The following is a 23,511-nucleotide window of genomic DNA, read 5'->3' on the forward strand; positions in this document are numbered from 1 at the left end:
ATGCTATAATATACTAATTATGGATCTAAAAAGTAAAAACCAAACAAATTTAAAAGTCGATAAAGGATCAGCCATGAACAAAAAAACTCGTAAACCAAAATTAAAAGTCATAATGAAAATCGTAGTGTCTGTTGTCATCCTTCTGTTAATAGGAGGAATGTGGCAATACAATATGATGAATAAAGAATCGCAAATGTTTTTGCCGCAAGGAAAACGATTTACGATAAACTCGCATGACATGCACGTATACAGTGTTGGAACTGCTGGTAGCCTAACCATTGTTTTTGTTGCTGGGTCTGGTACGCCTAATGCTTTTACTGATTTTTACTACTTACAAAACGAACTGCAACAATATGCGAGAACCGTAAGTTTTGACCATGCTGGTTTTGGTTGGAGCGAGCAAACACATATCCCTAGAACGATTGATACATTAGTTGATGAACTGCATGAATTGCTTAATACATCAAATGAAACCGCGCCTTACGTTTTAATTGGACACTCGCTCGCATCATTAGAGGTGCTTCGTTTTGCACAACGATACCCTGACGAAGTAGAACAAATCATTTTATTAGATGGCGGCAGCCCTGAATATTATGCAAATGCTAGGGAGATGCAGCCCTATTTGATAAATCGCTTTATGGCAGGTCTGCGTGTAACTGGAATAGCTAGAGCTTTAGGAAATATAGGCGTTTTACTTCCATTTACCGCTGAGAACATACGTAATCAACGGCTCCCTATCGCATGGAAAGCCACTGACTTAGCCATGTATTATAATCATATTGGAGATTCCAATAATTTGAGTTTCATAAAAAATATGAATGAGAATGCTCGTGCTGTATTAGATGGCGGTTACTTAAAAGACACCCCGCTGCTTATTTTATCTTCAGATAGTGGAGGCGAATGGGCGAAAGTGCAGCGACAGCTTTTACAATGGTCCAGCCTTAGTAAACAAGAAACCATTTCTGATTCTGAGCATTACATTCATTGGTCTAACAGAGAAGAAGTATTGCAAAAAATAGTGAACACAATTAATAATAATTAAAGCTAATTTTAAAAATATGGCATTCATACTAGAAACCTTCTTCAACTATTTCTCGGGAAATGAATCATCCAAAGCTTCCTTATATTTATTCTCTTTATAGCCAATAACCTCAGACATGACATCACTTATACTTTTACCTTGTTCTCTCATCTCGTCTATATAAAAGTCCGCTTTAATTCTGCCCTTATGAACAATAATGGCACGGTCGATAACATGCTCAATTTCTTCTATTAAATGTGTCGTAAGCAGGATCGTCTCATCGCCTTTTAAATTGGAAACCATCAGCTTTAAAAAATCCTTTCTAGTGAACATATCTTTGCCCTGAAAAGGTTCGTCCATCAGCATATATTTTGCGTCCTTAGCAAACCCCGCACAAATTTCAAGCTTCAGCTTTTGCCCTTTGGAAAATGTTTTGATTTTTTGCTGCGGTTCAAGCTCATAAAAGCTGATCAGCTTGTCAAAATGTTTTCTATTGAATCTAGGAAAAAAACCAGCCAAAAACTCTGCATATTGAACGGGTGTTAGATCAGGAAGAAAGCTGCCCTCTTCCGTAATCAACGCAATGTTGTCATACTGCTCCGTTACTGGTCTGCCTTCTACTGTTATGGTTCCGTTCTGAATTTCTCCGATTCCCATAATCGCTTTCAGCAATGTTGTTTTTCCGCTGCCGTTTCCGCCAAGAATACCAACGATTTCACCTTTGTTTATCGTTAAGCTATCCACGTATAAGTACTCACTGCTCCCAGGATAGCGCTTTTCCACATATTTCAGCTCGATCATCCATGCCCCTCCTGCCTGCTAACCTTTTATTCAATAGTGAGGTTATCGTAATACCTATACTCTGATTGGCTGTATCCAAACCCGCCTGGCAGCGGCGGTAGATTCATCGCTCTCATATTATCGTCATTCAGATCAGTCATAAGCTCGCCTTTGTAGAGCAATCTTGAGGCTTGATACACGTAAATCATAAATCGTTTAGGAAGCACAATATCATATTGAAGCTGACTTTCATCTTTAGGCTTGCTTCTCATTGTTTTAACGACATATAACTTATCGTTGCGATAGCTCATCGCGAGCATACCGCTGAAATTGTCCTCTTCTCCGTCCGCAAAGCTTTCTTTTATCGTTTCGTTTAATTTCATTTCACTCGATAAATGAAAACTAAACATTGTTTTATTATTATTATTGGCAACAGCATCCTCTGCTGAAGAGGACCGGCTAAAACTCAGATTTAGCGTGTTCTGATCGTGATCGCTAAATGCTTCATAGTTTTCATAATAGGTATCCCCGCTCGGATTATTGAAAGAGCTCGCTCGATTCCGTCCTGCCAAGTAAAAATGAGGAACTATTGTCTCACCTAATTGCTTCCCGCTGATACTGTCATATGCCCGAATAATAAGCTGGTTATCTTCAACTGCAATTAATGCCAAGCTGCTGCCAACGGCTTCTAATCCAAGAATTTCAATGCTTGAATTCGGATTATCTTTGTTTTTATCCAGGCTGAAGGTTGCCACGGTACGCGGCTCCTGCCCTTTGTCTCCGGTTATGCCTCGATAACCCCAATTATCTGAAAACTTGAGCTCATAGATTCCGTTCTCTCCTGTGTAATGCGTTGTCGTTGGCAATGTAAAATATACGTTATCGCCAATTTTGGCAAGTCCACATTCAAGAGCATTCGTATAAGTGACGCTGTTACCCTTCTGATCCGCTCTATTATAATGAACAGGCGGGTTAACCGTTGCCGTACCGATAGGAATGGGAATCGCGTTCCGTCGATCACGAGCAACGATTTCAAAAAGCGGTCCAGTATTCGAAATATCATATTCAACGCCATTCATTATTTTTGCATTTCCCGGAATAAATCGTTTTGGGGTTTGCTGCTGCATCTGCTCAAATAACACGGTACTCGTTTTCACTTGGCCTTTCTCAATACGGAAACTAGTGCGATGGCTCCCATCCTTCAGCTCTCCACTTATGGCTGCATCCTCAATCGCTTGGCGTGAACCCTGCAAATCTTTTAAAAAAAATGTCCCTTGATCCTTCTTCGAGTATATACTGCCGGACATTATCCCTATGACAGCTATCGCTGCAATTAGAGCAACAAGAACTGCATGATTTTTCAGCTTTTTCATAGCGATCCCATCCCTTTCTTAAGCGATAGCTGCTTTTTTTATTAGCTTGATGCTGTGCCATATGAAAAATCCACTTAAAATAAGCATAATTGAACTGCTAATATACAAATGACTTGGTGCTGCATAAGAATAGGATTCACTCATTCGATAGCTCAGTATTTTAATTGCCACTATAACCGCGGCTCCAATAGCGACAAAACCCCAGTACCTTTTGCTTCGTTCACATAAAGCCCCGTAATATAGAGCTGTTGTGATCATAAATAAAATACTTGCTGATGATAAGATTCTGCTTAGGTTTAATGGCATGATGATTCGAAAAAAATCAGAACGGATAACCGCTAAAAAAAGTCCATTTGTCATCGAAAAGCGGCCTTCACCATAGCTTGCAAACTTCGCCGATACCACATCGTATCCAAGCTTTATGCTAATTAGCTGCGACCCGAGCAGCATGAGCAAGCAAATGACAAAAACAACGATTTTGCTAAAATAAATCGATTCACGCCTTACAGGCAGTGATAAAAACATGTATATACTTTTACTGCCCCAATAACCTGCATAAATCGTCTTTAAGAAAAATCCGCATGCTGCTGCTATGCATAGGAGGAATACGATGATGCAGCCTGAAGAGGCATAAATATTTTCATAGCGCTCGTGAATGGTATATTCACCATAGTCTTTGACAAACATGTGGAGCAGATAAAGAGGGATAACGATTACAGCTGTGCAAAGCAGCATAATCGCTTTCAACCAGGTTGAAAATTCATATTGCAGCAATCGATAAAAGGTTCTCATGATACCACCTCAATTGTATTATAGTAGTAGTACAGATACGCCAAAAAAAACTATTCCCAACGCTCGCTAATGAGGGAAATGACTTGTTGGAACGACAAATGAATCTCCTTAGCGGAGCCAATAAACGCTTTCACTAACTCATCCGTCAGCTCAGCTTCAATTTGCTTTAAGATCGCCTCATCTACATAAATGACACTGCCGAGCGTACTGCTCGTGCGAACATAACCTTCATCCTCCATAAGCTTAAAAGCCTTTTGCACTGTATTCGGATTAATGTTCAGTTGTGCAGCTATTTCTCGCCTAGACGGCAGCTTATCTCCCGATTCAACTTTCCCCAGCAGTATTTGCCTCTTCACATACAATGCGGCCTGCACGTATACGGGCTCCTTGTTGTTTAGCTTTAATTCATAAAAATTTAGCACGTACACATCACCTGCCTTATCTCTTGGTTGTATTATTGCACTAGTACAATTTAGTTGTCAATATGTAACAAAAAAAGGAGCGTGATTTTGAGATCTGCTCCTTTTCTTCGATGATATGTAATAAATCTTTCTAAACCTTTTAAAAATGAAACCTTTTCTTTATTTCCTCTTTAAATTGCCGATCCGAAAAAATAATCATGCCGATGATCGTGAGCAATGAGTAAACAATCGCTGCCACACTTGGCCAAATGACATCCGCTAATTGAAAAATAAATAAAATCGCAGGACATAGGCTGATGAAAAACATCGCTAATAAATAACCGATATCATTATGCCATAACGATTTTTTTATAATGGCGAGCAGAGTCATCATAAAAGTTGCTGCCATACCAAACAGCGGAATGGCATAGGTGGTTGACCACTTCATAAACCCAACAAAAATATCGATTACGAGTAAAAAAAGCGCTAATATCGCGTAATGAAACAATATCTTTTTGCCGATATGCGCCTTTGACAAAATCGTATCTTTTACGATCACCCATGCATAGATTAACCCGGTCGTCACAATCGCAGACCACAATTTAGGATTGAGCTGCAACGTTAATAAATTAATCGTAATCGAGAGTACTATAGCCGATATCGTTAAAAACAAAAACAGCTTCGTACGTGTAAATACGGCTGTTTCTTGATGTAATTTTGCATAGGAGGGGTACTCTGACGCACTATTCCCGCGATTCCCAAGAGGCCTCGAGCATAACGGACAATAGTCGTGCTGATCGTCAACGCTCACATTGCATCGATTGCATAACCTCATCCATTCCTCCCCCAATCATTTGAATATACTCTCACGTCAAGCTCAGCCTGAGCCGCTAAATAAGAGAAAAAATATTGCAGTATATCGGCTTCTACAATACTTCTCGTAAACGTAATCGTCAGCTTATCATTAACCGTACAGACGCCGCAGCTTACTGGGCTTTTATTTGATGGATAGACTACAGCCTCAATAACGTCGATATAGTCATACATTTGCTGCGGCAAAATGATGTTGCCAACATTGGATAACGTCATCGTTCTTCTGCTTTCTCCTAGTGTGCGAAAACCAAAATCAACAAACCAGCTTTTGAGAAACAGCGGAATAAAAAGAGTAGCTTTGTTGCGTTCGAGCGCTACATTGTTATAAATAATATTTTGCAAATTTTCTTTTCCAGTTTTCTGCTTTAACATTTCATTTACTCGAATAATGAGCTCATCAAATGAAGCGTCCTCGGTTACTTTTATTCCGATATTTACAACGCCAAAAAAATTGCGAAGCGTTCGCGACGGGAAGGCTTTGCGTAAATTGGCTGGAATAGATATGACCACCGGGGCATTCTGCTCACTAAATTTAATCCTTGTTTGATAAATAGAGTAAATGAGCAATGTCGTTAAATACGCTGTTATCGTACAGCCCTTTTGCTTGGCAAGTGCATTCAATGCAGAAGCACTAACAACGCCGTGCACCACATTGTTTCCGAAGTGCTCAAAGCGTGTACCTTTAACATGATAAGATTTGCTCGTTATCACTCGTTCAACATAACAATCCTTGTAATACCTGCGAAAGCTGTCCTCCATATCAAGCACATCCACTCCAGTATCCGCGAGCAAAATTTTCCCTTCAGGATCGATGTTTTTTCCCAAATATATGAGGTAATAGTATAAAAGTGATTTTAAAAATTCAATGGTTCCATTGCCATCCGTAAGGGAATGAAAAACTTCAATCGATACTCTATTTTGATAATATAAAACCTTAAATAGGTAGCCATTATTCGTATTCGGATCAATATCCCGACATGGATACTGCTCGTCCTCTTCGATCACAATTTTCTCCGTATTTTCATCCAAGTAATTCCAAAACACACCTTTACGTAGTTTAACTGTAAACATCGGAAAACGATCAAATACGGTATCAGCCGCTCTCTGCAAGGCGTCAGCATCTATTCTATCCTTCAATACGGCTGAAATTCGATAAACAGAGGTGTTTTTTGTATTCGTAACGGATGGAAAAAGCTTTGCAGCATTATCGAGTTTATACCATTTGTTCAATTGGAATTTCTTCCTTTCTAGATTCATGCTGTTTAGCTCTTGTTTGTATAATCAATCGAATTTATTTACAATGAAAATCATAAACTCTTGTGTAACATAAGAGTCAATAGGAGCAGATTGACATGAGGACATACTACTCTATCGGAGAAACAGCCAAACGAAGCAGCACGACCATAGAAACCTTACGGCATTATGACAGAATTGGCTTGTTGAAGCCTGCAAAAGTAGATGTTCACACAGGTTATCGCTATTATTCAGATGAGGAATTGGTTTATCTGAACGTGATTAACTTTTGCAAACAACGAAGTATGCCTTTAAACGATATTAAAGAGTTGTTCGCAAATGACCATTATGAATATATTATTCCTTGTCTAATAGCGACTGAAGATAAAATAGATCAGGAAATCAAACAACTGCAACAAACTAAAAAATTGCTTTTAGCTTTGAGAGAACAGTATGAAACGCGTACGACACTCATACCTGAGCAGCTTTCCGATCATGTTTTTTCAAGCAAAATGATTCCAAAAAGAATGATCTTAACGTTTCCTTCTATCCAGCAGCCGAGCATTGAAAATTTCCAGCTGCTGCAAGATCTGCTCCTGCAATATAGCAGTGACGGCGAGGGAGGTTCATTTATTTTCGAACATACAGCATTTATATTGACGACATTAGAGAAAGAGCAGTCTGAAAACCATTCTGTCCTATTTGGTGTCTGTGAAAAGTGGCCTGCTGAGGCAGACAATATGGCCGTATTGCCTGCCGGAACGTATATTTATGGTTATTGCTCCGAAGAGCAAAAACCATTGGCCATGCAAAATATGATTAATGATGCAAAAACGAAATATGATGCTGAACTAACATTTATTGTCCAATCGGTTATTTTTACAGGCATTTTTCAATGGGTATATGAACTTCAAGCGTTATTGGTGCCCTGTTCAGAGTAAAAAGCAAACGGGACTGTCACTCAAGGTCATAGACCTTAAGGGACAGTCCCGTTTTTTGTAAAATTAAATATAGTCCATAATAAGTCCAGCCGTTTCTTCTATCGCTTTGTTCGTCACATTGATAACGACGCAGCCTATTTGCTTCATTAACGCTTGCCCGTATTCCAGCTCTTCTATAATACGCTGAAATGTTGCATATTGGGACCCCGTAGGAAGTCCAAGCACTTTCAACCGCTCCGTACGGATATTCAGAATATGCTCAGCATCCATCGTAAGTCCAATGATGCGGCGGCTTGGAATTTTGAATAGCTCCATAGGTGGATTGACCTCTGGCATGATGGGCAAGTTCGCGGATTTTATGCCTTTATGCGCCAAATAGATACTTAACGGCGTTTTTGATGTACGGGATACGCCAATCAGAACGACTTGGGCTTGCAGCATGCCGCGAGCATCCCGACCGTCATCATATTTGACCGCAAACTCCATCGCTTCTATTCTCCGGAAGTAATCCTCATTCATTTCATGGAGCAAGCCCGGTTGTCGTTTAGGTGTATTTCCATACGTGTCCACGAACGCCTGAAGCATCGGACCCATAATATCTACTGCGCGAATTTGAAATCGTGTGGCTTCTGCTTTCATCATTTCCCGCAGTTCAGGCTGGACTAGCGTATAAGCAATAAAACCACCTTTTTCTGCCGTTTCCTTAACAACTTGCCGAACCTCATTTACGCTTCGTATATTGCTAAACCGCCTGACCGTAACTTGCTCTGGGTTAAATTGACGAATGGTCGCCTGAGCAACCGCCTCGGCCGTTTCGCCAATTGAATCAGAGCAAATGACTAAATATTGCTGCTCATTGTGCATCATTGTTTTCCGAATTTCAGCTTGGCTTGAGCCGCAGCTATTCTTGCCAGAGGCACCCGGTAAGGGGAACAGCTGACATAATCTAATCCCGCGTTATGGCAGAAAAAGATCGATTCCTTATCCCCGCCATGCTCCCCGCAAATGCCTGTTTTGAGCTGCGGTTTACGCGATCGGCCTTTCTGAACAGCCCATTCGACTAAGAGGCCAACCCCTTCGGTGTCCAGCACCTGAAATGGATTTACGGGTAATATCTCATGGTCAACATAGTGACTGAGAAACTTGCCCTCCGCATCGTCCCGACTATAGCCGAAGGTCATTTGTGTCAGATCATTTGTACCAAAAGAGAAAAAGTCAGCATGCTCGGCAATTTTGTCTGCGGTTAACGCCGCTCTAGGCACCTCAATCATCGTCCCTATTTTATAGGATATGTGTTCTTTATTTGGGCCAAGCACCGTATCAGCGGCACCTTCAACGAGCGATCGCATCACTTTCAGCTCGTTCGCATGCCCCACAAGAGGAATCATAATTTCAGGTAAAACTTGAATGCCTCTATTTTTACAATTCAGTACAGCATGGAATATCGCAATGGCTTGCATTTCGTAAATCTCGGGGAAAAGAATGCCTAAACGACAGCCTCGTTGTCCAAGCATCGGGTTCATCTCTTGCAGATTGCGCACCTTACGTATAAGAGCATCCAATGCTTGCTTTTCGCTGACATGCTCGTGAACATTTGCAGCTAGGAGTATTTGCTGCTGTCTCACGACCAGCTCCTCCAAATGCGGTAAAAATTCATGTAAAGGTGGGTCAAGCAGCCTTATTGTTACAGGAAAACCATCCATCGCAGTAAATATACCTTCGAAATCGCTCTGCTGCATCGGGAGAAGCAGATCGAGTGCTCGTTGCCGCTCCTCCTTCGTATCCGCCAGGATCATGGCTTGAACGACAGGCAAGCGCTCCGCGGACATGAACATATGCTCCGTTCTGCATAGACCGATGCCTTCTGCGCCGAATGCTCTTGCTTTCTCCGCATCCTCCGGTGTGTCGGCATTCGTTCGAACGGCCAAATCGCGGACTTCATCCGCCCATTCGAGCAGCTCCTCCAGCTCCACGCTAATTTCTGGTTCTTTGAGCGTCACTCCGCCCAAAATAACGCGTCCAGTGGAACCGTCCAGCGTAATCCAATCGCCTTCACGTACCGTGATTTCACCGGCAGTGAATAATGCAGCATCTTTATCGATGCGAACTTCCTCGCAGCCGCATACACATGGCTTGCCCATTCCCCGAGCCACAACGGCGGCGTGGCTTGTCATCCCCCCGCGGCTTGTTAACACGCCTTCGGCAGCGATTACGCCGTGAATATCTTCCGGACTTGTCTCTGCGCTGACAAGCACAACCCTTCTGCCTTCGCGCACCCATTCCTCTGCTTTGTCAGCATCGAAAACAACTTGGCCCGTTGCTGCTCCCGGCGATGCTGGCAGTCCCGTTGCCAGCACATCCAGCTTAGCATCCTCATCAATCGCTCGGTGAAGCAATTTATCCAAATGCTCCACCTCTATTCGAGCGAGCGCCTCCTCCCGCTTCAGTATGCCTTCCTTGGCAAAATGAACAGCTAGCTTAACCGCTGCTTGTGCCGTTCTTTTCCCATTCCGTGTCTGCAAAATGAACAGTGAGCCGTTCTCCACCGTAAATTCAATATCCTGCATATCCTTATAATGAGCTTCCAGCTTTGCGGCCGTTTCTACAAGTTGTTTAAATACTGCTGGCATTTCCTCCTCCAGCTTTGCAATCGGAAGAGGTGTTCGCACGCCAGCGACAACGTCCTCACCTTGGGCGTTGATCAAGTACTCCCCGTAGAGCATCTTGGCGCCCGTTGAAGGATTCCGGGTAAACAATACGCCTGTTCCGCAGTTATCCCCCATATTGCCGAACACCATCGATTGAATATTTACTGCTGTTCCTTGATAATCTGGAATGTTATACGCTTTCCGATAGACGATTGCCCGGTGATTGTTCCACGAACGAAATACCGCTTCGACGGCTAGCTCAAGCTGGATGTAAACATTTTGCGGAAACGTTTTTCGCGATTTAGCTTCTATTAACTGTTTATAGGAAACAATCAACTCCATCCAAGCTTCAGCCGGCAAATCCTTATCATCTTCTATAGATCTGCTTTGCTTCAATTGATGCAGCAGTGATTCAAAATATAAACCTTCAATATCAAATACGACGTTGCCGAACATTTGGATGAGCCTTCTATAACAATCATAAGCGAAACGCGGATTTCCCGTTTGGCGAGCAAGCGCCTCTACCGTAACATCGTTCAGTCCTAGATTAAGTATAGTGTCCATCATTCCAGGCATTGAATTAACCGAGCCCGATCGGACTGATACCAGCAGTGGATTCTCATCCCCGCCGAATGATTGTCCTTTCAGCTTTTCCACTTTCATTAAAGCATTCCGGATCTCCACGAATAGACCTTCCGGCAAAAGCTGCCCTCCAGCATAATAAGCTCTGCAAGCCTCCGTTGTAACTGTGAACCCAGGAGGAACTGGAAGTCCGGCATTCGTCATTTCTGCTAAATTCGCACCTTTTCCTCCGAGCAAATGCTTCATCCCTGCGTTGCCTTCATGAAAGAACAGCACTCTATTGCTCGTCATCACTCGTGCCTCCTTGTATTCTCCCGGAATTGTAATTCGTACAATCGGCTTGACCGCATTCCAAGTAATAGACCGTTGCTTTTTCAGTATCCAAGGTATCAATGACTGAATCGCAATGCTTACAGAGTATCACTCCCATTTTTACCTTGCAGCGGTTTGTTTCCATCCCTCTACACCTCCGATAGAATGTGGATTGCATGCCCATTGCGCCAAATCCATTACTCTGCAGGAATAAGCCCACTCATTGTCATACCATGCCAAAACCTTTAATTGGTCTCCGCTCACCATAAGAGATGAACCATCAATAATAGCTGAAAACTCATTACCAATGTAATCCGATGAAACAAGCGGTACATCGACTACATCTAGATAAGATTTTAAGTTCGTCGCAGCGGAAAATAAAAAAGCTTGTTTTACTGCCTCATATGAAGTCTTTTTGGCCAGATGAACAGTCAAATCAACTAACGATACATTAGGAGTCGGAACACGTACCGAGATACCTTGAACGAGCGAAGCTAAGTGCGGCAGTACATCAGTAAGCGCTTTACCTGCTCCCGTTGAAGTGGGGATAATGGATTGTGCACATGCACGCGCACGTCTAAGATCTTTGTGAGGATTGTCCATATGATTCTGATCACTGGTGTAGGAATGTATCGTAGTCATCCATGCCTGCTTTATGCCGTAAGCTTGATCTAACACATCTAGCACTGGAGCAACACAGTTTGTCGTACAAGAGGCTGCGGAGATAATGCGATGTCGATTCGAATCAAAGCGATGCTCGTTAACTCCCATCACAACCGTAAGGTCGGCTCCCTTGCAAGGAGCAGTAATCAGTACCATCTCGGCACCTGCCGCAATATGTTTTGATGCACCTTCACGATCAGTAAACTTACCCGTCGCATCAATTGCCAGCGTTACGCCAAGCTCCTTCCAAGGAAGCCGCGACGGATCTTTTTCCGTCAAATATTTAATTTTATTATTATTAATCAGGAGATCTCCATCTTGTACAGATACATCTACATCCCAGATGCCATGTACGGTGTCATATTTTAATAAATGTGCAATGGTCTCAACAGGATAGGTTGAGTTGACCGCTTTAACCCTCAGTCCTTTCATTTTTCTGGAAAAAGCTCTGCGTATAAGTAATCTGCCAATTCTACCCGTGCCGCTAATGCCTACTCCAACCTCCATTACCATTACCCCCTGTTGTGATTTGAATCTATATAATACATAACATATAAATAATTAGTACGCAATATATAATTATTTAAGACACATAAATCGCATATTATTTACTTAGTTTTTATATATGCGTCATATACTGGAGTGAGTATGAATGTTAAGACGATTTGCGCCAGCCACTTGATCGACTCGTTTTGTTGATTGTACACCATTTTGAATAATATTGACACCATGTCATAATTATAATATAGTTATCTAAACAATAATAGAATTTACTCAAGAAGAGGTGACATAATTGAAAGCGATTACGCAGGATTATTCGTTAGAGTACGCCAAACAATTAGATCATATGGATAAGCTGGCACATTTGCGCGAAGAGTTTTATGTACCTGACGGCATGATTTATTTAGACGGAAATTCGCTTGGCCTCATTTCCAAACGCGCTGAACGAACGATGCTTGAGATGCTTGAGTCATGGAAAACACAAACGATCGATGGTTGGACCCAGGGCGAGCGCCCATGGTTTTTCTTGCCTGAATCCCTTTCCAAGCAGATGGCTGCCCTTGTCGGGGCAGATGCGGAGGAAGTAATTATTACAGGTTCTACATCGACGAATATTCATCAGCTTGTGTCGACCTTCTACCAACCATCAGGCAATCGCACGAAAATAATGGCAACTGATCTCGATTTTCCGACCGACATTTATGCTCTTCAAAGCCAGCTTCGCCTAAAGGGGTATGATCCCGAGACACATCTGATTCGTGTAGCCAGCCGTGATGGCCGAATGATTGAAGAAGAGGATATTATCGCAGCAATGTCCGATGAGATCTCTGTTATACTGCTTCCTACCGTTCTATATAGAAGCGGACAATTACTAGATATTAAACGTCTAACAGCAGAAGCACATGCTCGTGGTATTATAATTGGGTTTGATGGCTGTCATTCGGTAGGCTCTATTCCTCATTATTTCAGTGATTGGGACGTGGATTTTGCGCTGTGGTGCAATTATAAATATTTGAATGGCGGACCGGGCGGCGTTGCCTCTCTTTATGTGAACAAGAAGCATTTTGGCCGTGTTCCTGGTTTAACGGGTTGGTACAGCTCTAATAAAAGCAAGCAATTCGATATGGAGCACAATTTAACAGTCGAGCACACTGCAGGCGCTTATCAAATCGGAACGCCGCATATATTCAGCATCGCACCGCTCATTGGAGCATTGGAAATTTTTGAAATGACTTCGATCGAACAAATTCGCGAGAAGTCACTGCATATATCACGCTACATGGTTGAGTTAATTAATCATGAGCTGCCGGGTCTTGGTTATGTGCTTGCAAATCCACAAGAGGATGACCGCCGCGGCGGCCATATCAGCTTGGAGCACGATGAGGCGATTCGAATATGCAAAGCTCTTAAGCAAAATCATGTCATCCCCGACTACCGTTCTCCGAACGTCGTGCGCCTTGCACCTGTTGCTCTCTACACGACCTATGCAGACGTTTGGCAAACCGTACAAATTCTCAAGAATATCATCGTAGAGAAGCAGTACGAAGCATTTGATGCCAAGCGCGGCGTTGTTGCCTAGTTGACTAGTTGACTAACCGAATAACAAATGTAACGCAGCCCCCTCTCCACAAATAGTGGAACGGGGGCTTTTGAAGCGGTACGGTAGACATTATTACGGAGTTTATTAATAGTATGGAATGAGTTTCAATCACCGTATAAAAACGCATCTGCTCAGCCAACTCACCCATCCCCAAACGCATTCTAACGAACTCCACAGGTGCTATTTGATCAAATTAGGCTTGTTTTAAATTCTAACGAACCACACACTCGCTATCTACCTAAGTTACCTCGCATTTGGACATCATTTTGAGCAATAGCGCTTCTGGAGTTCGTTAGCGTTCAGAAAACACAATTTCCTGCCAAATAGCGTCTACTGAGTTCGTTAGGATTGGTAGACTACCCTCGCACCCTAGCCCCTACCTCATCACATTCTAACGAACTCCACAGGCGCTATTTGATCAAATTAGGCTTGTTTTATTTTCTAACGAACCCCACGCTCGCTATTTACCTAAGTTACCTCGCATATGGACATCATTTTGAGCAATAACGCCACTGGGGTTCGTTAGCGTTCAGAAAACACAATTTCCTGCCCAATAGCGTCTACTGGGTTCGTTAGGAATTGGAAGACTACGCTCGCAACCTAGCCCCTACCTAGACACATTCTAACGAACTCAACAGGCGCTATTTGATCAAATTAGGCTTGTTTTATTTTCTAACAAACCCCACACTCACTATCTACCTAAGTTACCTCACATTTAAACATCATTTTGAGCAATAACGCCTCTGGGGTTCGTTAGCGTTCAGAAAACACAATTTTCTGCCCAATAACGTCTACTGAGTTCGTTAGGAATTAGTAGACTAAGCTCGCAACCCAGCCCCTACCTCGATACATCCTAACGAACTCCACAGGCCCTATTTGATCAAAATAGGCTTGTTTTATTTTCTAACGAACTCCACACTCGCTATTTATCTAAGTTACCTCGCATTTGGACATCATTTTGAGCAATAACGCGACTGGAGTTCGTTAGCGTTCAGAAAACACAATTTCCTGCCAAATAGCGACTACTGAGTTCGTTAGGAATGAAAATGTAATTGTAATGTGAGCATCCCCTCAACCAAAACAAACTAAAAATGACACCCAAACTGTTATCAGTTTGAATGTCATTTTCATTTCCAAGCCATGCTTATACGCAGCTTAAAGATACGCTTCCCAGATGAGCAAACTGTGCTTGAATTGTATCTCCCGGCTGAAAAGCAATCGCTTCCGTAATCGCTCCGCTCAGCACAATATCGCCCTTGCGCAGCCCTAAGCCACGCTCGCCTAACTTATTAACAGCCCATGCGACCGATACAGCGGGGTCGCCCAGCACCGCGGCACCGGCGCCAGTAGCCATCACTTGATTGTTTTTCGAGAGCACAACGCCGATTTCAGGCAAATTCAACTCTCGCACGGGAACCATTTTGCTGCCAATTATAAATTTAGCCGATGAGCAATTGTCCGCTACAACATCCGCAAGCGTAAACTTGAAATCCAAATACCTGCTGTCTATTACTTCAATCGCTGCAGCAACATACTGCGTTGCTCGCAGCACATCTTCACCGGTTATATTCGTTCCTTGCAAATCCTCACCTATAAAGAAAGCAATTTCCGGCTCAGCCTTCGGATGAATCAACTGTTTGAAATCAATAGATTCCCATTCCAAAGCTAGCATATCGCTAGTCAGCTCACCGTAAATCGCTTCATAGACACCCATCATTTCCTGCTTTGCTTTGCTAGTCAGCCCCAGTTTATAGCCAATCGAGCGCGTGCCAGCTTGAATCTTGCGCTGCAACAGCTGCTTTTGCACATCATAAGCCTTCTCTATCGTTAAGTCTGGATATTGATCTGTAACCTTAATTACTTCTCTGCACTCTTTCTCGGCATCGTACAAATACATTACGATTTCTTGTTGCATTTCGCGTGTGATCTCCATTGTTTACAACACCCCGTTCTTATTTCTGTCCGCCAGCTCTGCGGCAACATCAACAATCATGTCTTCTTGTCCGCCGATAATGCCCCTTCTGCCAAGCTCTATTAGAATGTCGCGCGAGTCAATGCCAAATCTTTTGCTTGCGCGATCCGCATGCAGCAGGAAGCTGGAGTATACACCCGCATAACCCATCACGAGACTGCCCGTGACGATTTCTTGCGGACGCTGAAGAAGTGGACCGACGATATGCTCAGCCAAATCCATCATTTTATACAAATCGATCCCGATATTCAGACCTAATCGATCTAACACCGCAATTAAAACCTCTGTTTGGGTATTGCCCGCTCCAGCTCCCAAGCATCGCACGCTGCCATCAATTCGAGTTGCACCTTCTTCGATTGCTACAAGCGTATTGGCAACTGCCAAAGACAGATTATTATGCGCGTGGAAACCAATTTCAATCGATAAGGCTTGTTTTAACGCTTCAATTCGCTCACGAACCTGATGCGGCAGCAGCGCTCCGGCAGAATCCGTCACATACACAGCCTCAGCGCCATAGCTTTCCATCAATTTCGCTTGTTCCACCAGTTTCTCTACGGGAGCGGAATGCGACATCATCAGGAAACCAATCGCTTCCATTCCGAGCTCTCTAGCCATATAAAGATGCTGGGCTGACACATCTGCTTCCGTGACATGAGTTGCTACTCGTACTAGGCTTGCCCCTAGAGCTCTTGCTTGCTTCAGCTCATGGACCGTCCCTATGCCTGGCAGCAGTAGAACGGCGATCTTCGCTTGTTTGCTTTCATCTACGGCTGCTTCAATCAGCTTCATTTCATCAATGAGCGAACGGCCATACTGCAAAGTTGACCCGCCTAAACCATCGCCATGGCTGACTTCAATATTGTGCATGCCCGCATCATCAAGCGCACGAACAACGCTCCGTACCTGTTCTTCTGTAAATTGGTGTGCAACCGCATGGCTGCCATCCCGCAAGGACACTTCCGTAATTTGGACCGGCTGATTACTTTTTCGGTTCACCCTTTACACCTCGCTATTCGTTTCGCTAGACTGGTTAGATAGGCGGTTTTTTGCATAATCTTCAGCTACCCGGACAGAGGCAGCCGTCATAATATCAAGATTGCCTGCGTATGGCGCGAAGTAATCTCCTGCTCCCTCAACCTCGAGAAACACCGATACTCGATTTCCATCAAAAATAGGCTCTTGCTTCAAGCGATAGCCTGGCACGTATTCTTTTACGCGTTCAACCATGACATAAATCGCTTTGCTTATAACAGCCTCATCCATATTTTTCACTTCGCAATAAACGGTGTCTCGCATCATAAACGGCGGGTCTGCTGGATTTAAGACGATTAGCGCTTTTCCACGATCTGCACCGCCCACCTCTTCTATACCGCGGCGTGTTGTAATCGTAAACTCATCGATATTAGCCCGCGTGCCTGGCCCCGCGCTTTTGCTTGCGATTGTCGCTACAATCTCAGCATAAACGACGTCCGCCGCTTCATTTATAGCATGAATGATCGGGATCGTTGCTTGCCCCCCGCATGTGATCATATTGACGTTCGTCGCTTGCAGATGATTGCCCATGTTTACGACAGGGGATAGGAATGGCCCAACTGCTGCCGGTGTTAAATCAATGACCATTTTCCCCATCTTTTGCAGCACTTCATTATGTTTAACATGAGCTTTGGCGGAAGTCGCATCAAAAATAATGTCTGCAAGCTCAGGATTGTCGATAAGCCCCTGAATGCCATTCGAAAAAGTCGCATATCCGCGTCCTTTGGCCCGCTCAAGTCCTTCCGAATTCGGATCGATGCCGATTACCGCTGTAAGCGTAAGCCAATGGCTTCTTTCCAGCTTGTACATTAAATCCGTACCGATGTTGCCAGATCCGATAATAGCTGCTTTCAATTTCCCCATATGGTTTGTCCTCCTACTCGAATGCTACGGATACCGACCCGATAGAACCAAATCGTGCTTCGATGTGGTCTCCGGCTTTAACCTGAACCGCTCCTGACAAAGCACCCGGCAAAATAATTTCTCCAGCCTTTAATGAAATATCAAATTCACTAAGCTTGTTCGCAAGCCATGCAATCGCATGAGCTGGATGTCCGAGTGCAGCTGCTCCCGCTCCCGTTGCGACTTGCTCGCCATTTTTAAATAAAATCATTCCAAGATCGCGTAAATCTATATTGTCGATAGACGTTTTTTTCTTCCCGATCACAACTTTTGCCGAAGAACCATTGTCAGCTACCGTATCGATCAGCTTGATTTTCCATTCTGCAATTCGGCTATCAATAATTTCTAATGTAGGCACAATATATTTTGTAGCTAACAGCACATCGAGGAACGTTACATCCGGCCCCTTCAGATCCCGATCAAGGATGAAGCCAATTTCCGCCTCAATGCGCGGCGCGATCATTTCCTTTGCTTTTACGATGCTTTGATCTTGCACTTCCATATCATCCAGCAAATGTCCATAATCCGGCTCATTGACATTCAGCATCGTTTGCATCGCTTTGCTTGTTAGTCCAACTTTCTTGCCTATAATGTGACGACCTGCCTCCAGCTTTTGCTTGACGACCTGCAATTGTACGTGATAGGCATCGGTTACAGTTATTTCCGAGTAACGTTCAGTAAAAGGTGCGATAGCCACTTGTGTCGCTTCCGCTTTCAATAGTTCACTTGCTAGCTTTTCAATGATTGGATTCATATTAAGCGTCCTCTCTTTCCTCCTAAAAATAAAGCGGATGGTGACGATATCGTCACCATCTTCCTTATAGCTTCATCGTGATCGATTTGGCTTCTGTATAGAAATCAAAGCTATGACGACCGCCTTCACGGCCGATTCCACTTGCTTTCGAGCCTCCAAATGGGGTACGCAGATCGCGGAAATACCAGCAATTAATCCAAAACAATCCGGAGTTTACAGAAGCGGCCACACGATGTGCGCGGCGCAGGTCATTCGTCCAAACGACGCCTGCAAGTCCATAAATCGAGTCGTTTGCTATTCGAATCGCATCTTCTTCTGTTTTGAATGGAATGACCACGAGAACCGGTCCAAAAATCTCCTCCTGCGCAACTCGCATCTTGTTGTCTACATCATAAAGCACAGTTGGCTTATAGAAGTTGCCATTTCCAAGCCCTTCGACGCGTGTGCCTCCGCAGCCGAGCTTCGCACCCTCAGCGAGTCCTATCTCCACATAGCTGTGGACCTCTTCGAGATGTGATTTGGATACGAGTGCCCCCATATCCGTCTCTTCGTCAAGCGGCATACCTACTTTTATTTGATTAACAGCTGCAATAAATTTTTCCAAAAACGTATCGTATACGCTTTCATGAAGCAGCATACGTGAGCCAGCAAGACAGATTTGTCCTTGGTTACGGTAGATGGCATCGATTGAGCCTTTCACAACTTCATCCAAATCAGCATCTTCAAAAACGATATTAGCTGATTTGCCGCCCAGCTCGAGAGAAACTGGAATCAATGATTCTGCTGCATTTCGCATGACCGTCTTACCTGTACCCGACTCGCCGACGAATGAAATTCGGCGAACATAAGGATGGGAAGCCATAATTGTGCCAACCGTGCTGCCTGATCCGGCAATAATGTTCAATACGCCCGGAGGAAGCCCAGCTTCATTTGCAATTTCCCCAAGAAGAAAAGCACTGAGCGGTGTGTTCGAAGCTGGTTTAACAACAACCGTATTGCCAGCTGCAAGTGCTGCCGATACCTTCCAGGTCATTTGCATGAAGGGCAAGTTCCAAGGAATAATGATGCTGGTTACGCCCGCTGGTGCATATTTGGTATAGGACATCATGCCTTGCTTTTCAAAATTTTCAGCATGATGATAGAGTGCCATTTCGGCAAAAAATCGCATATTCGATGCCGCTCTCGGTATATCAAAGCCACGGCTTTCTTTAATCGGCTTGCCGACATCAAGTGTTTCTAGTACCGCAATTTCTTGATGCCTTTGCATAATCAAATCGGACATGCGGCATAAAATTTCGGCTCTTTTCTCTACTGTCATATGGCTCCAAACGCCGCTTTCGAACGTTCTCTGCGCTACCTCGATCGCCCTGATCGTATCTGCTTCATTCGCCATTGCCACTGAGGCCAGCTTCATATTCGTTGCCGGATTAATCGTATCGAATGTGGCACTCGAAATGGAATCTACGAATGCGCCGCCGATAAATAGCTTCGCATCTTTTACAGCAGGATTTGCTATAATGTCATGATTCATTTACAGCCCTCCTACTCTTCAATTTCGAGAGTCATTTCAATTTCAATGGCTGTATTGTTTGGCAGCTGCGCCATTCCAACCGCGGATCTTCCATGCTTGCCCTTATCTCCGAATACATCGACCAGCAAGTCAGATGCGCCATTCATTACTTTCGGCTGCTGTGTGAAATCTTCTGTGCTATTTACGAAACCTAAGATTTTGACCACACGTTTCACTTTGCTAAGCTCGCCGAGCTCCTGCTTCACGACTTTTAATAAATTTATCATCGATTGCCGTGCAGCCAGATAACCTTCCTCAACGGTTAAATCCCTGCCCAGTTTTCCATGATACTCATCTACTCCCTGACCTGCTGTGAAGAGCAGGTTCCCCGCCCTAACGCAGGTTACATAATTGCCTACCAGCGGACGTGAGGAGCCAAGCGTGATGCCAAGCTTTTGCAAGTTTTCTTCCGGTGTTGCCAGCGCTTGATTTTCCACCTAAGTCACCTTCTTATTCTGGTTTCCATTCCTTAACTTCTTCAGACATTACATGTCCGCATGATTTGCAAGTACGCACTTCTATATTTGAATTGAAGCTGTGGATCGCTCCTTTTACTTGTGTTTCAATGTCGGTTAACTGTACGGTTACGCGGTGCATCTCGTGGTTGCAGCTCTCGCAAAACCATACAAAATCCTCTAGCTCCCCTTTGTCGCGTTTGCGCTCAATAACGATGCCAAACGTGTCAGCCACACGATGCGGTGAATGCGGTACCATTGCTGGCAGCATGAATACTTCGCCTTCATTAACGGCAACAACCTTACGCTCACCAGCCTCGGTAATACATTCCACATAACAAGAGCCCTTCACTTGATAGAAGAACTCATCAGACGGATCAATGTGAAAGTCTCTGCGTCTGTTCGGTCCGCCAAGCACCATTGCAATAAACTCAGAATCTTCCCATATTACCTTGTTATTAACGGGAGGTTTGAGCTGTTCCTTGTTATCTTCGATCCATTTCAAAAGATTAAAAGCGGTTAATGATTTAGCAGTTGCCATAATAAACCCTCACCTTCAAATCGATATTTTTTGGATAAAAGCTGATCTTGTTTTCACTATAAGATAATGTCGACACCATGTCAATATTAATATTGACGATATGTCAGTTTTATTTGAAAGCACATTAAAAAAGGGAAAAGACCGCGTCGCCAATCGGCACTACTGCGGTCTTCTCCCTGCCAAATCATCTTAAATACTAGTCACAACAATCGCCTTATCATCCTGATTCCACACGGCTTTACTTCCGGTTGCTAGTTCAATAAAGGAGATCGGAATATACGTTGTACCGCCCACCATGACTGAAGAAGCAGCCATCGGTTTCTTCACTCCATTCACCGTTGCTTCCTTCTGCCCAATCTGCAATTGAATAGTAACGCCGTCTTTTGTCCCCGTTACCGTCTTGGAAGCACCATTCCATTTCACTTCATAACCTAATTTCTCAAAAATAGTACGCAATGGAACGAGCGTTGCACCATCTTTACTAAACGGCTGTGCTGCCAAAGGAAGTGCCGCCTCACCGTTAAGCTGCAGACTCGCCTTAGGCAGTCCGCTAACAGGATCACCAAGTAGCGGCGAAGAAAGGACGTACATCCCATGGCCAGAGAACACCCAAATTAAATGGCGATCCCATTCTACAAAGGTGCCGTGCACAGGATCCGATTGATCGCTCATATATTTTTTACCTTCATCGTCAGTCAATTCGCCTGACATTTTCGGTACAAAATAAGCAGCAATCGTTGGTTTTAACGGATCTTTAAGATCAAACATTTGAATGCCTGCATTGTAGAATGCATAAGGCATATATTGTTGGCTTGGTGTACCTGGCTGAATTTCAGCATAGCCGGTACGCTTCGGTCCGAAGCTGCCTCGTCGCTGGCAATAGTCCGTAAACGGCGCATCTGCCGGCGGCGTTGGACGCGGCATAATCGTTGCTATTTTCGGATTAAGCGGATCTTTAACATCAATTGCATAAATTTCTTTATACGGCTCATGGCAATCCTCGCTGAGCGGATAACCGCTGTAATAAACCATGCCTGTCGTCTCTACTTTACTGACGTCGATATTATCGCCTTCAGTTCCTGCAAAGCTCATCGGCATTTCAAGATGCGATACCGTCTTCATATTGTTCGGATCAGAAATATCTACAATGTAGAAGCCTAATCCCCCCATCGCTGCATAACCGTATTTTCCGCCTTCTTCTACTGTTTTGGGAATAAACAACGGCATTCGCGATCCCATCCAGCTTGTTTTATTACCTGCTCGCGGATTTAGATTATATTGTGCTTTTTCGCCAATGCGTTGTCCAGGTACTGACCAAATCGATAGCTGCTTTGGTTTTGTTGGATCAGAGATGTCATAGACAAGCTGTGCACCTGAATAAAGATAGGTTTTATATTCTGTGTTCGCGTAGCTGTCGTCTGGAGCACCTGCAACAAATAAATATTTATCGCCGGAATAGACCGGGATGTCTTGGCAGCCAGATCCTTGCTGCGGCTTATCTTTGGAGTAAGTACTTGAATCAAGCGGCGTCTCGGAAAGAATTTTCCAATCCGTCCAGTTCGGGCCGTTCACCTCATAAATTCGGAAGCCGCGCAGCATTTCAAAGTCGCGAATTGCCTTTACTTCGTCTGGATTCGTGTACTTATTCGTTATTTTGCCGTAGCGCGGAACCTCATAGCACTGAACAGCTAAATTTTTATCTAATTCCTCGTTGTACTTCACGTTAAACGGGCCAAATTGATGTTCACCCGCTTGTTTGTCGATCCATTTTGTCGTAATAAGCTCGGCCTTTAGCGGGTCCGTTATATCAAACAAATTGTATTGATTGGTCTCATAGTCATACAAATAGCGACGTCCATCCAAATCAAAGGATGTTTGCCAGCTGTGTCCGTACCCCGCTACGAATGGATAAAAGGCTTCAACCTTCATGTTTTTAATATATTGATTCAAGTCTAGATAAGGCAAGCTGCCGTTGAACGGCTGTGGTCCTTCATTTTCCGGCATGACCGTCGGATGAGTAAATACGCCAGTCTCTACATTGTAACCCCAGCTGCCTTCTGCTGGTTCGGCGGGCTCACCCGGCAATCGTTTATGCGTTTCGTCTACTGGATACGGTTGTCCAGCATCAGGTGCATTCACGTTGACGCCTGTGCGCTTCGCAACATAGGCGCCTGAATTGGATTCTGCCTTCACGGCTGCTGTATCTGAGGATGCAAAGATAGGTAAAGACGGAAAGATGAGCGTACTAACAACAGTTACGAGGAGAACACTACTAAAAATTCGCTGCCTGACCGCTTTTTTCATCAGTTCAAAACCTCCAGGAATAAAATATTCATTACCTTTTGGAAACGCTTGCAAATGACCTGATCGAGCAACCCTGACAAGACATTCATGCTGTTCTTAGCTCGAACGTATTCAGCCCCTTTAACAGCCTCCTTCAAAAACATCAGATGTAATTCCAGAATCAACCTAACAATATATTGAATATGACACAGTGTCAATATGATTAATTTCATTTTTTTTATCCAAAAAAAAGCTGCAACGACAAATAAGAGTCTGTCGAA

The 23,511-nt window shown here is 43.8% G+C and carries 21 protein-coding genes; 3 read left to right on the forward strand and 18 right to left on the reverse strand.

Going from position 1 to position 23,511, the window contains the following annotated elements; all coding sequences use genetic code 11:
* Nucleotides 1–19 precede the first annotated feature (19 nt).
* Nucleotides 20–1,042 carry an alpha/beta hydrolase gene (locus tag MHH56_RS21980; RefSeq protein WP_339203814.1) on the forward strand — a complete coding sequence of 341 codons (1,023 nt, stop codon included), beginning with the start codon at nt 20–22 and terminating at the stop codon, nt 1,040–1,042.
* A 45-nt stretch (nt 1,043–1,087) separates the two neighbouring features.
* Here MHH56_RS21980 and MHH56_RS21985 read toward each other — a convergent pair whose 3' ends face one another.
* From MHH56_RS21985 to MHH56_RS22010, 6 genes are all read right to left on the reverse strand, one after another.
* The gene (locus tag MHH56_RS21985) at nt 1,088–1,822 is read right to left on the reverse strand and encodes an ABC transporter ATP-binding protein (RefSeq protein ID WP_339203816.1); all 735 of its coding nucleotides are present in this window, start codon (nt 1,820–1,822) and stop codon (nt 1,088–1,090) included.
* A 26-nt stretch (nt 1,823–1,848) separates the two neighbouring features.
* Nucleotides 1,849–3,174 (reverse strand): hypothetical protein, encoded by a 1,326-nt coding sequence (locus MHH56_RS21990; RefSeq protein WP_339203818.1) that lies wholly within the window; start codon nt 3,172–3,174, stop codon nt 1,849–1,851.
* Between the two features lie 18 nt (nt 3,175–3,192).
* Nucleotides 3,193–3,966, reverse strand: a complete 774-nt coding sequence (locus tag MHH56_RS21995; RefSeq protein WP_339203819.1) for a hypothetical protein — start codon at nt 3,964–3,966, stop codon at nt 3,193–3,195.
* Nucleotides 3,967–4,016: 50 nt separating this feature from the next.
* The gene (locus MHH56_RS22000; RefSeq protein WP_339203820.1) at nt 4,017–4,340 is read right to left on the reverse strand and encodes a GntR family transcriptional regulator; all 324 of its coding nucleotides are present in this window, start codon (nt 4,338–4,340) and stop codon (nt 4,017–4,019) included.
* 187 nt (nt 4,341–4,527) lie between these two features.
* Entirely contained in the window at nt 4,528–5,202 is a 675-nt protein-coding gene (locus MHH56_RS22005) for a DUF6320 domain-containing protein (RefSeq protein ID WP_339203821.1), read from the reverse strand.
* Complete coding sequence (locus tag MHH56_RS22010; protein ID WP_339203822.1) at nt 5,199–6,470, reverse strand: alcohol acetyltransferase; 1,272 nt, start codon at nt 6,468–6,470, stop codon at nt 5,199–5,201. The genes MHH56_RS22005 and MHH56_RS22010 overlap by 4 nt, the downstream gene beginning before the upstream one ends.
* A gap of 122 nt (nt 6,471–6,592) precedes the next feature.
* Here MHH56_RS22010 and MHH56_RS22015 point away from each other — a divergent pair, with 122 nt between their 5' ends.
* Nucleotides 6,593–7,414 carry a MerR family transcriptional regulator gene (locus tag MHH56_RS22015; RefSeq protein WP_339203823.1) on the forward strand — a complete coding sequence of 274 codons (822 nt, stop codon included), beginning with the start codon at nt 6,593–6,595 and terminating at the stop codon, nt 7,412–7,414.
* 63 nt (nt 7,415–7,477) lie between these two features.
* On the opposite strand, the gene MHH56_RS22020 is transcribed toward MHH56_RS22015, so the two are convergent.
* The 4 genes from MHH56_RS22020 to gap are packed head-to-tail and all read right to left on the reverse strand — an operon-like array spanning nt 7,478 to nt 12,126.
* Nucleotides 7,478–8,278 carry a pyruvate, water dikinase regulatory protein gene (locus MHH56_RS22020; protein ID WP_339209700.1) on the reverse strand — a complete coding sequence of 267 codons (801 nt, stop codon included), beginning with the start codon at nt 8,276–8,278 and terminating at the stop codon, nt 7,478–7,480.
* The gene (ppdK, locus tag MHH56_RS22025; RefSeq protein ID WP_339203825.1) at nt 8,278–10,935 is read right to left on the reverse strand and encodes a pyruvate, phosphate dikinase; all 2,658 of its coding nucleotides are present in this window, start codon (nt 10,933–10,935) and stop codon (nt 8,278–8,280) included. Before ppdK ends, MHH56_RS22020 begins: the two co-directional genes overlap by 1 nt.
* Nucleotides 10,922–11,140, reverse strand: a complete 219-nt coding sequence (locus tag MHH56_RS22030) for a GapA-binding peptide SR1P (RefSeq protein WP_339203826.1) — start codon at nt 11,138–11,140, stop codon at nt 10,922–10,924. The genes ppdK and MHH56_RS22030 overlap by 14 nt, the downstream gene beginning before the upstream one ends.
* On the reverse strand, nt 11,077–12,126 hold the full coding sequence (gene gap, locus MHH56_RS22035; protein WP_339203827.1) for a type I glyceraldehyde-3-phosphate dehydrogenase: 1,050 nt from the start codon (nt 12,124–12,126) through the stop codon (nt 11,077–11,079). The genes MHH56_RS22030 and gap overlap by 64 nt, the downstream gene beginning before the upstream one ends.
* Nucleotides 12,127–12,412: 286 nt before the next feature.
* Between gap and kynU the strand changes: the two genes are divergently transcribed.
* Nucleotides 12,413–13,699: a kynureninase gene (kynU, locus tag MHH56_RS22040; RefSeq protein ID WP_339203828.1), complete on the forward strand. Its 1,287-nt coding sequence runs from the start codon at nt 12,413–12,415 to the stop codon at nt 13,697–13,699.
* 1,165 nt (nt 13,700–14,864) lie between these two features.
* Here kynU and MHH56_RS22045 read toward each other — a convergent pair.
* From MHH56_RS22045 to MHH56_RS22080, 8 genes are all read right to left on the reverse strand, one after another.
* Nucleotides 14,865–15,653 (reverse strand): fumarylacetoacetate hydrolase family protein, encoded by a 789-nt coding sequence (locus MHH56_RS22045; RefSeq protein WP_339203829.1) that lies wholly within the window; start codon nt 15,651–15,653, stop codon nt 14,865–14,867.
* 3 nt (nt 15,654–15,656) lie between these two features.
* Nucleotides 15,657–16,688 carry a 4-hydroxy-2-oxovalerate aldolase gene (dmpG, locus tag MHH56_RS22050; RefSeq protein ID WP_339203830.1) on the reverse strand — a complete coding sequence of 344 codons (1,032 nt, stop codon included), beginning with the start codon at nt 16,686–16,688 and terminating at the stop codon, nt 15,657–15,659.
* 3 nt (nt 16,689–16,691) lie between these two features.
* Nucleotides 16,692–17,588, reverse strand: a complete 897-nt coding sequence (locus MHH56_RS22055; protein WP_339203831.1) for an acetaldehyde dehydrogenase (acetylating) — start codon at nt 17,586–17,588, stop codon at nt 16,692–16,694.
* 13 nt (nt 17,589–17,601) lie between these two features.
* On the reverse strand, nt 17,602–18,381 hold the full coding sequence (locus MHH56_RS22060) for a 2-keto-4-pentenoate hydratase (RefSeq protein WP_339203832.1): 780 nt from the start codon (nt 18,379–18,381) through the stop codon (nt 17,602–17,604).
* Between the two features lie 64 nt (nt 18,382–18,445).
* Nucleotides 18,446–19,912, reverse strand: coding sequence for an aldehyde dehydrogenase (locus MHH56_RS22065; RefSeq protein ID WP_339203833.1), 1,467 nt, complete (start codon nt 19,910–19,912; stop codon nt 18,446–18,448).
* Nucleotides 19,913–19,923: 11 nt separating this feature from the next.
* Complete coding sequence (locus MHH56_RS22070; RefSeq protein ID WP_339203834.1) at nt 19,924–20,388, reverse strand: RidA family protein; 465 nt, start codon at nt 20,386–20,388, stop codon at nt 19,924–19,926.
* Between the two features lie 13 nt (nt 20,389–20,401).
* A complete protein-coding gene (locus tag MHH56_RS22075; protein ID WP_339203835.1) occupies nt 20,402–20,947 on the reverse strand; it encodes a 3-hydroxyanthranilate 3,4-dioxygenase in 546 nt (181 codons plus the stop codon).
* A 189-nt stretch (nt 20,948–21,136) separates the two neighbouring features.
* Nucleotides 21,137–23,251, reverse strand: coding sequence for a copper amine oxidase N-terminal domain-containing protein (locus MHH56_RS22080; RefSeq protein ID WP_339203836.1), 2,115 nt, complete (start codon nt 23,249–23,251; stop codon nt 21,137–21,139).
* Nucleotides 23,252–23,511 lie beyond the last annotated feature (260 nt).

This window comes from Paenibacillus sp. FSL K6-3182 (assembly GCF_037976325.1).
In the GTDB taxonomy this organism is placed as follows: domain Bacteria; phylum Bacillota; class Bacilli; order Paenibacillales; family Paenibacillaceae; genus Pristimantibacillus.

What these genes read in the sequence shown, in the direction of transcription:
- MHH56_RS21980 (WP_339203814.1), top strand. Translation starts at nt 20, where the DNA reads ATGGATCTAAAAAGTAAAAACCAAACAAATTTAAAAGTCGATAAAGGA.
- MHH56_RS21985 (WP_339203816.1), bottom strand. Translation starts at nt 1,822, where the DNA reads ATGATCGAGCTGAAATATGTGGAAAAGCGCTATCCTGGGAGCAGTGAG.
- MHH56_RS21990 (WP_339203818.1), bottom strand. Translation starts at nt 3,174, where the DNA reads ATGAAAAAGCTGAAAAATCATGCAGTTCTTGTTGCTCTAATTGCAGCG.
- MHH56_RS21995 (WP_339203819.1), bottom strand. Translation starts at nt 3,966, where the DNA reads ATGAGAACCTTTTATCGATTGCTGCAATATGAATTTTCAACCTGGTTG.
- MHH56_RS22005 (WP_339203821.1), bottom strand. Translation starts at nt 5,202, where the DNA reads ATGAGGTTATGCAATCGATGCAATGTGAGCGTTGACGATCAGCACGAC.
- MHH56_RS22015 (WP_339203823.1), top strand. Translation starts at nt 6,593, where the DNA reads ATGAGGACATACTACTCTATCGGAGAAACAGCCAAACGAAGCAGCACG.
- MHH56_RS22020 (WP_339209700.1), bottom strand. Translation starts at nt 8,278, where the DNA reads ATGCACAATGAGCAGCAATATTTAGTCATTTGCTCTGATTCAATTGGC.
- ppdK (WP_339203825.1), bottom strand. Translation starts at nt 10,935, where the DNA reads ATGACGAGCAATAGAGTGCTGTTCTTTCATGAAGGCAACGCAGGGATG.
- MHH56_RS22030 (WP_339203826.1), bottom strand. Translation starts at nt 11,140, where the DNA reads ATGGGCATGCAATCCACATTCTATCGGAGGTGTAGAGGGATGGAAACA.
- gap (WP_339203827.1), bottom strand. Translation starts at nt 12,126, where the DNA reads ATGGAGGTTGGAGTAGGCATTAGCGGCACGGGTAGAATTGGCAGATTA.
- MHH56_RS22045 (WP_339203829.1), bottom strand. Translation starts at nt 15,653, where the DNA reads ATGGAGATCACACGCGAAATGCAACAAGAAATCGTAATGTATTTGTAC.
- MHH56_RS22055 (WP_339203831.1), bottom strand. Translation starts at nt 17,588, where the DNA reads ATGGGGAAATTGAAAGCAGCTATTATCGGATCTGGCAACATCGGTACG.
- MHH56_RS22060 (WP_339203832.1), bottom strand. Translation starts at nt 18,381, where the DNA reads ATGAATCCAATCATTGAAAAGCTAGCAAGTGAACTATTGAAAGCGGAA.
- MHH56_RS22065 (WP_339203833.1), bottom strand. Translation starts at nt 19,912, where the DNA reads ATGAATCATGACATTATAGCAAATCCTGCTGTAAAAGATGCGAAGCTA.
- MHH56_RS22075 (WP_339203835.1), bottom strand. Translation starts at nt 20,947, where the DNA reads ATGGCAACTGCTAAATCATTAACCGCTTTTAATCTTTTGAAATGGATC.
- MHH56_RS22080 (WP_339203836.1), bottom strand. Translation starts at nt 23,251, where the DNA reads ATGAAAAAAGCGGTCAGGCAGCGAATTTTTAGTAGTGTTCTCCTCGTA.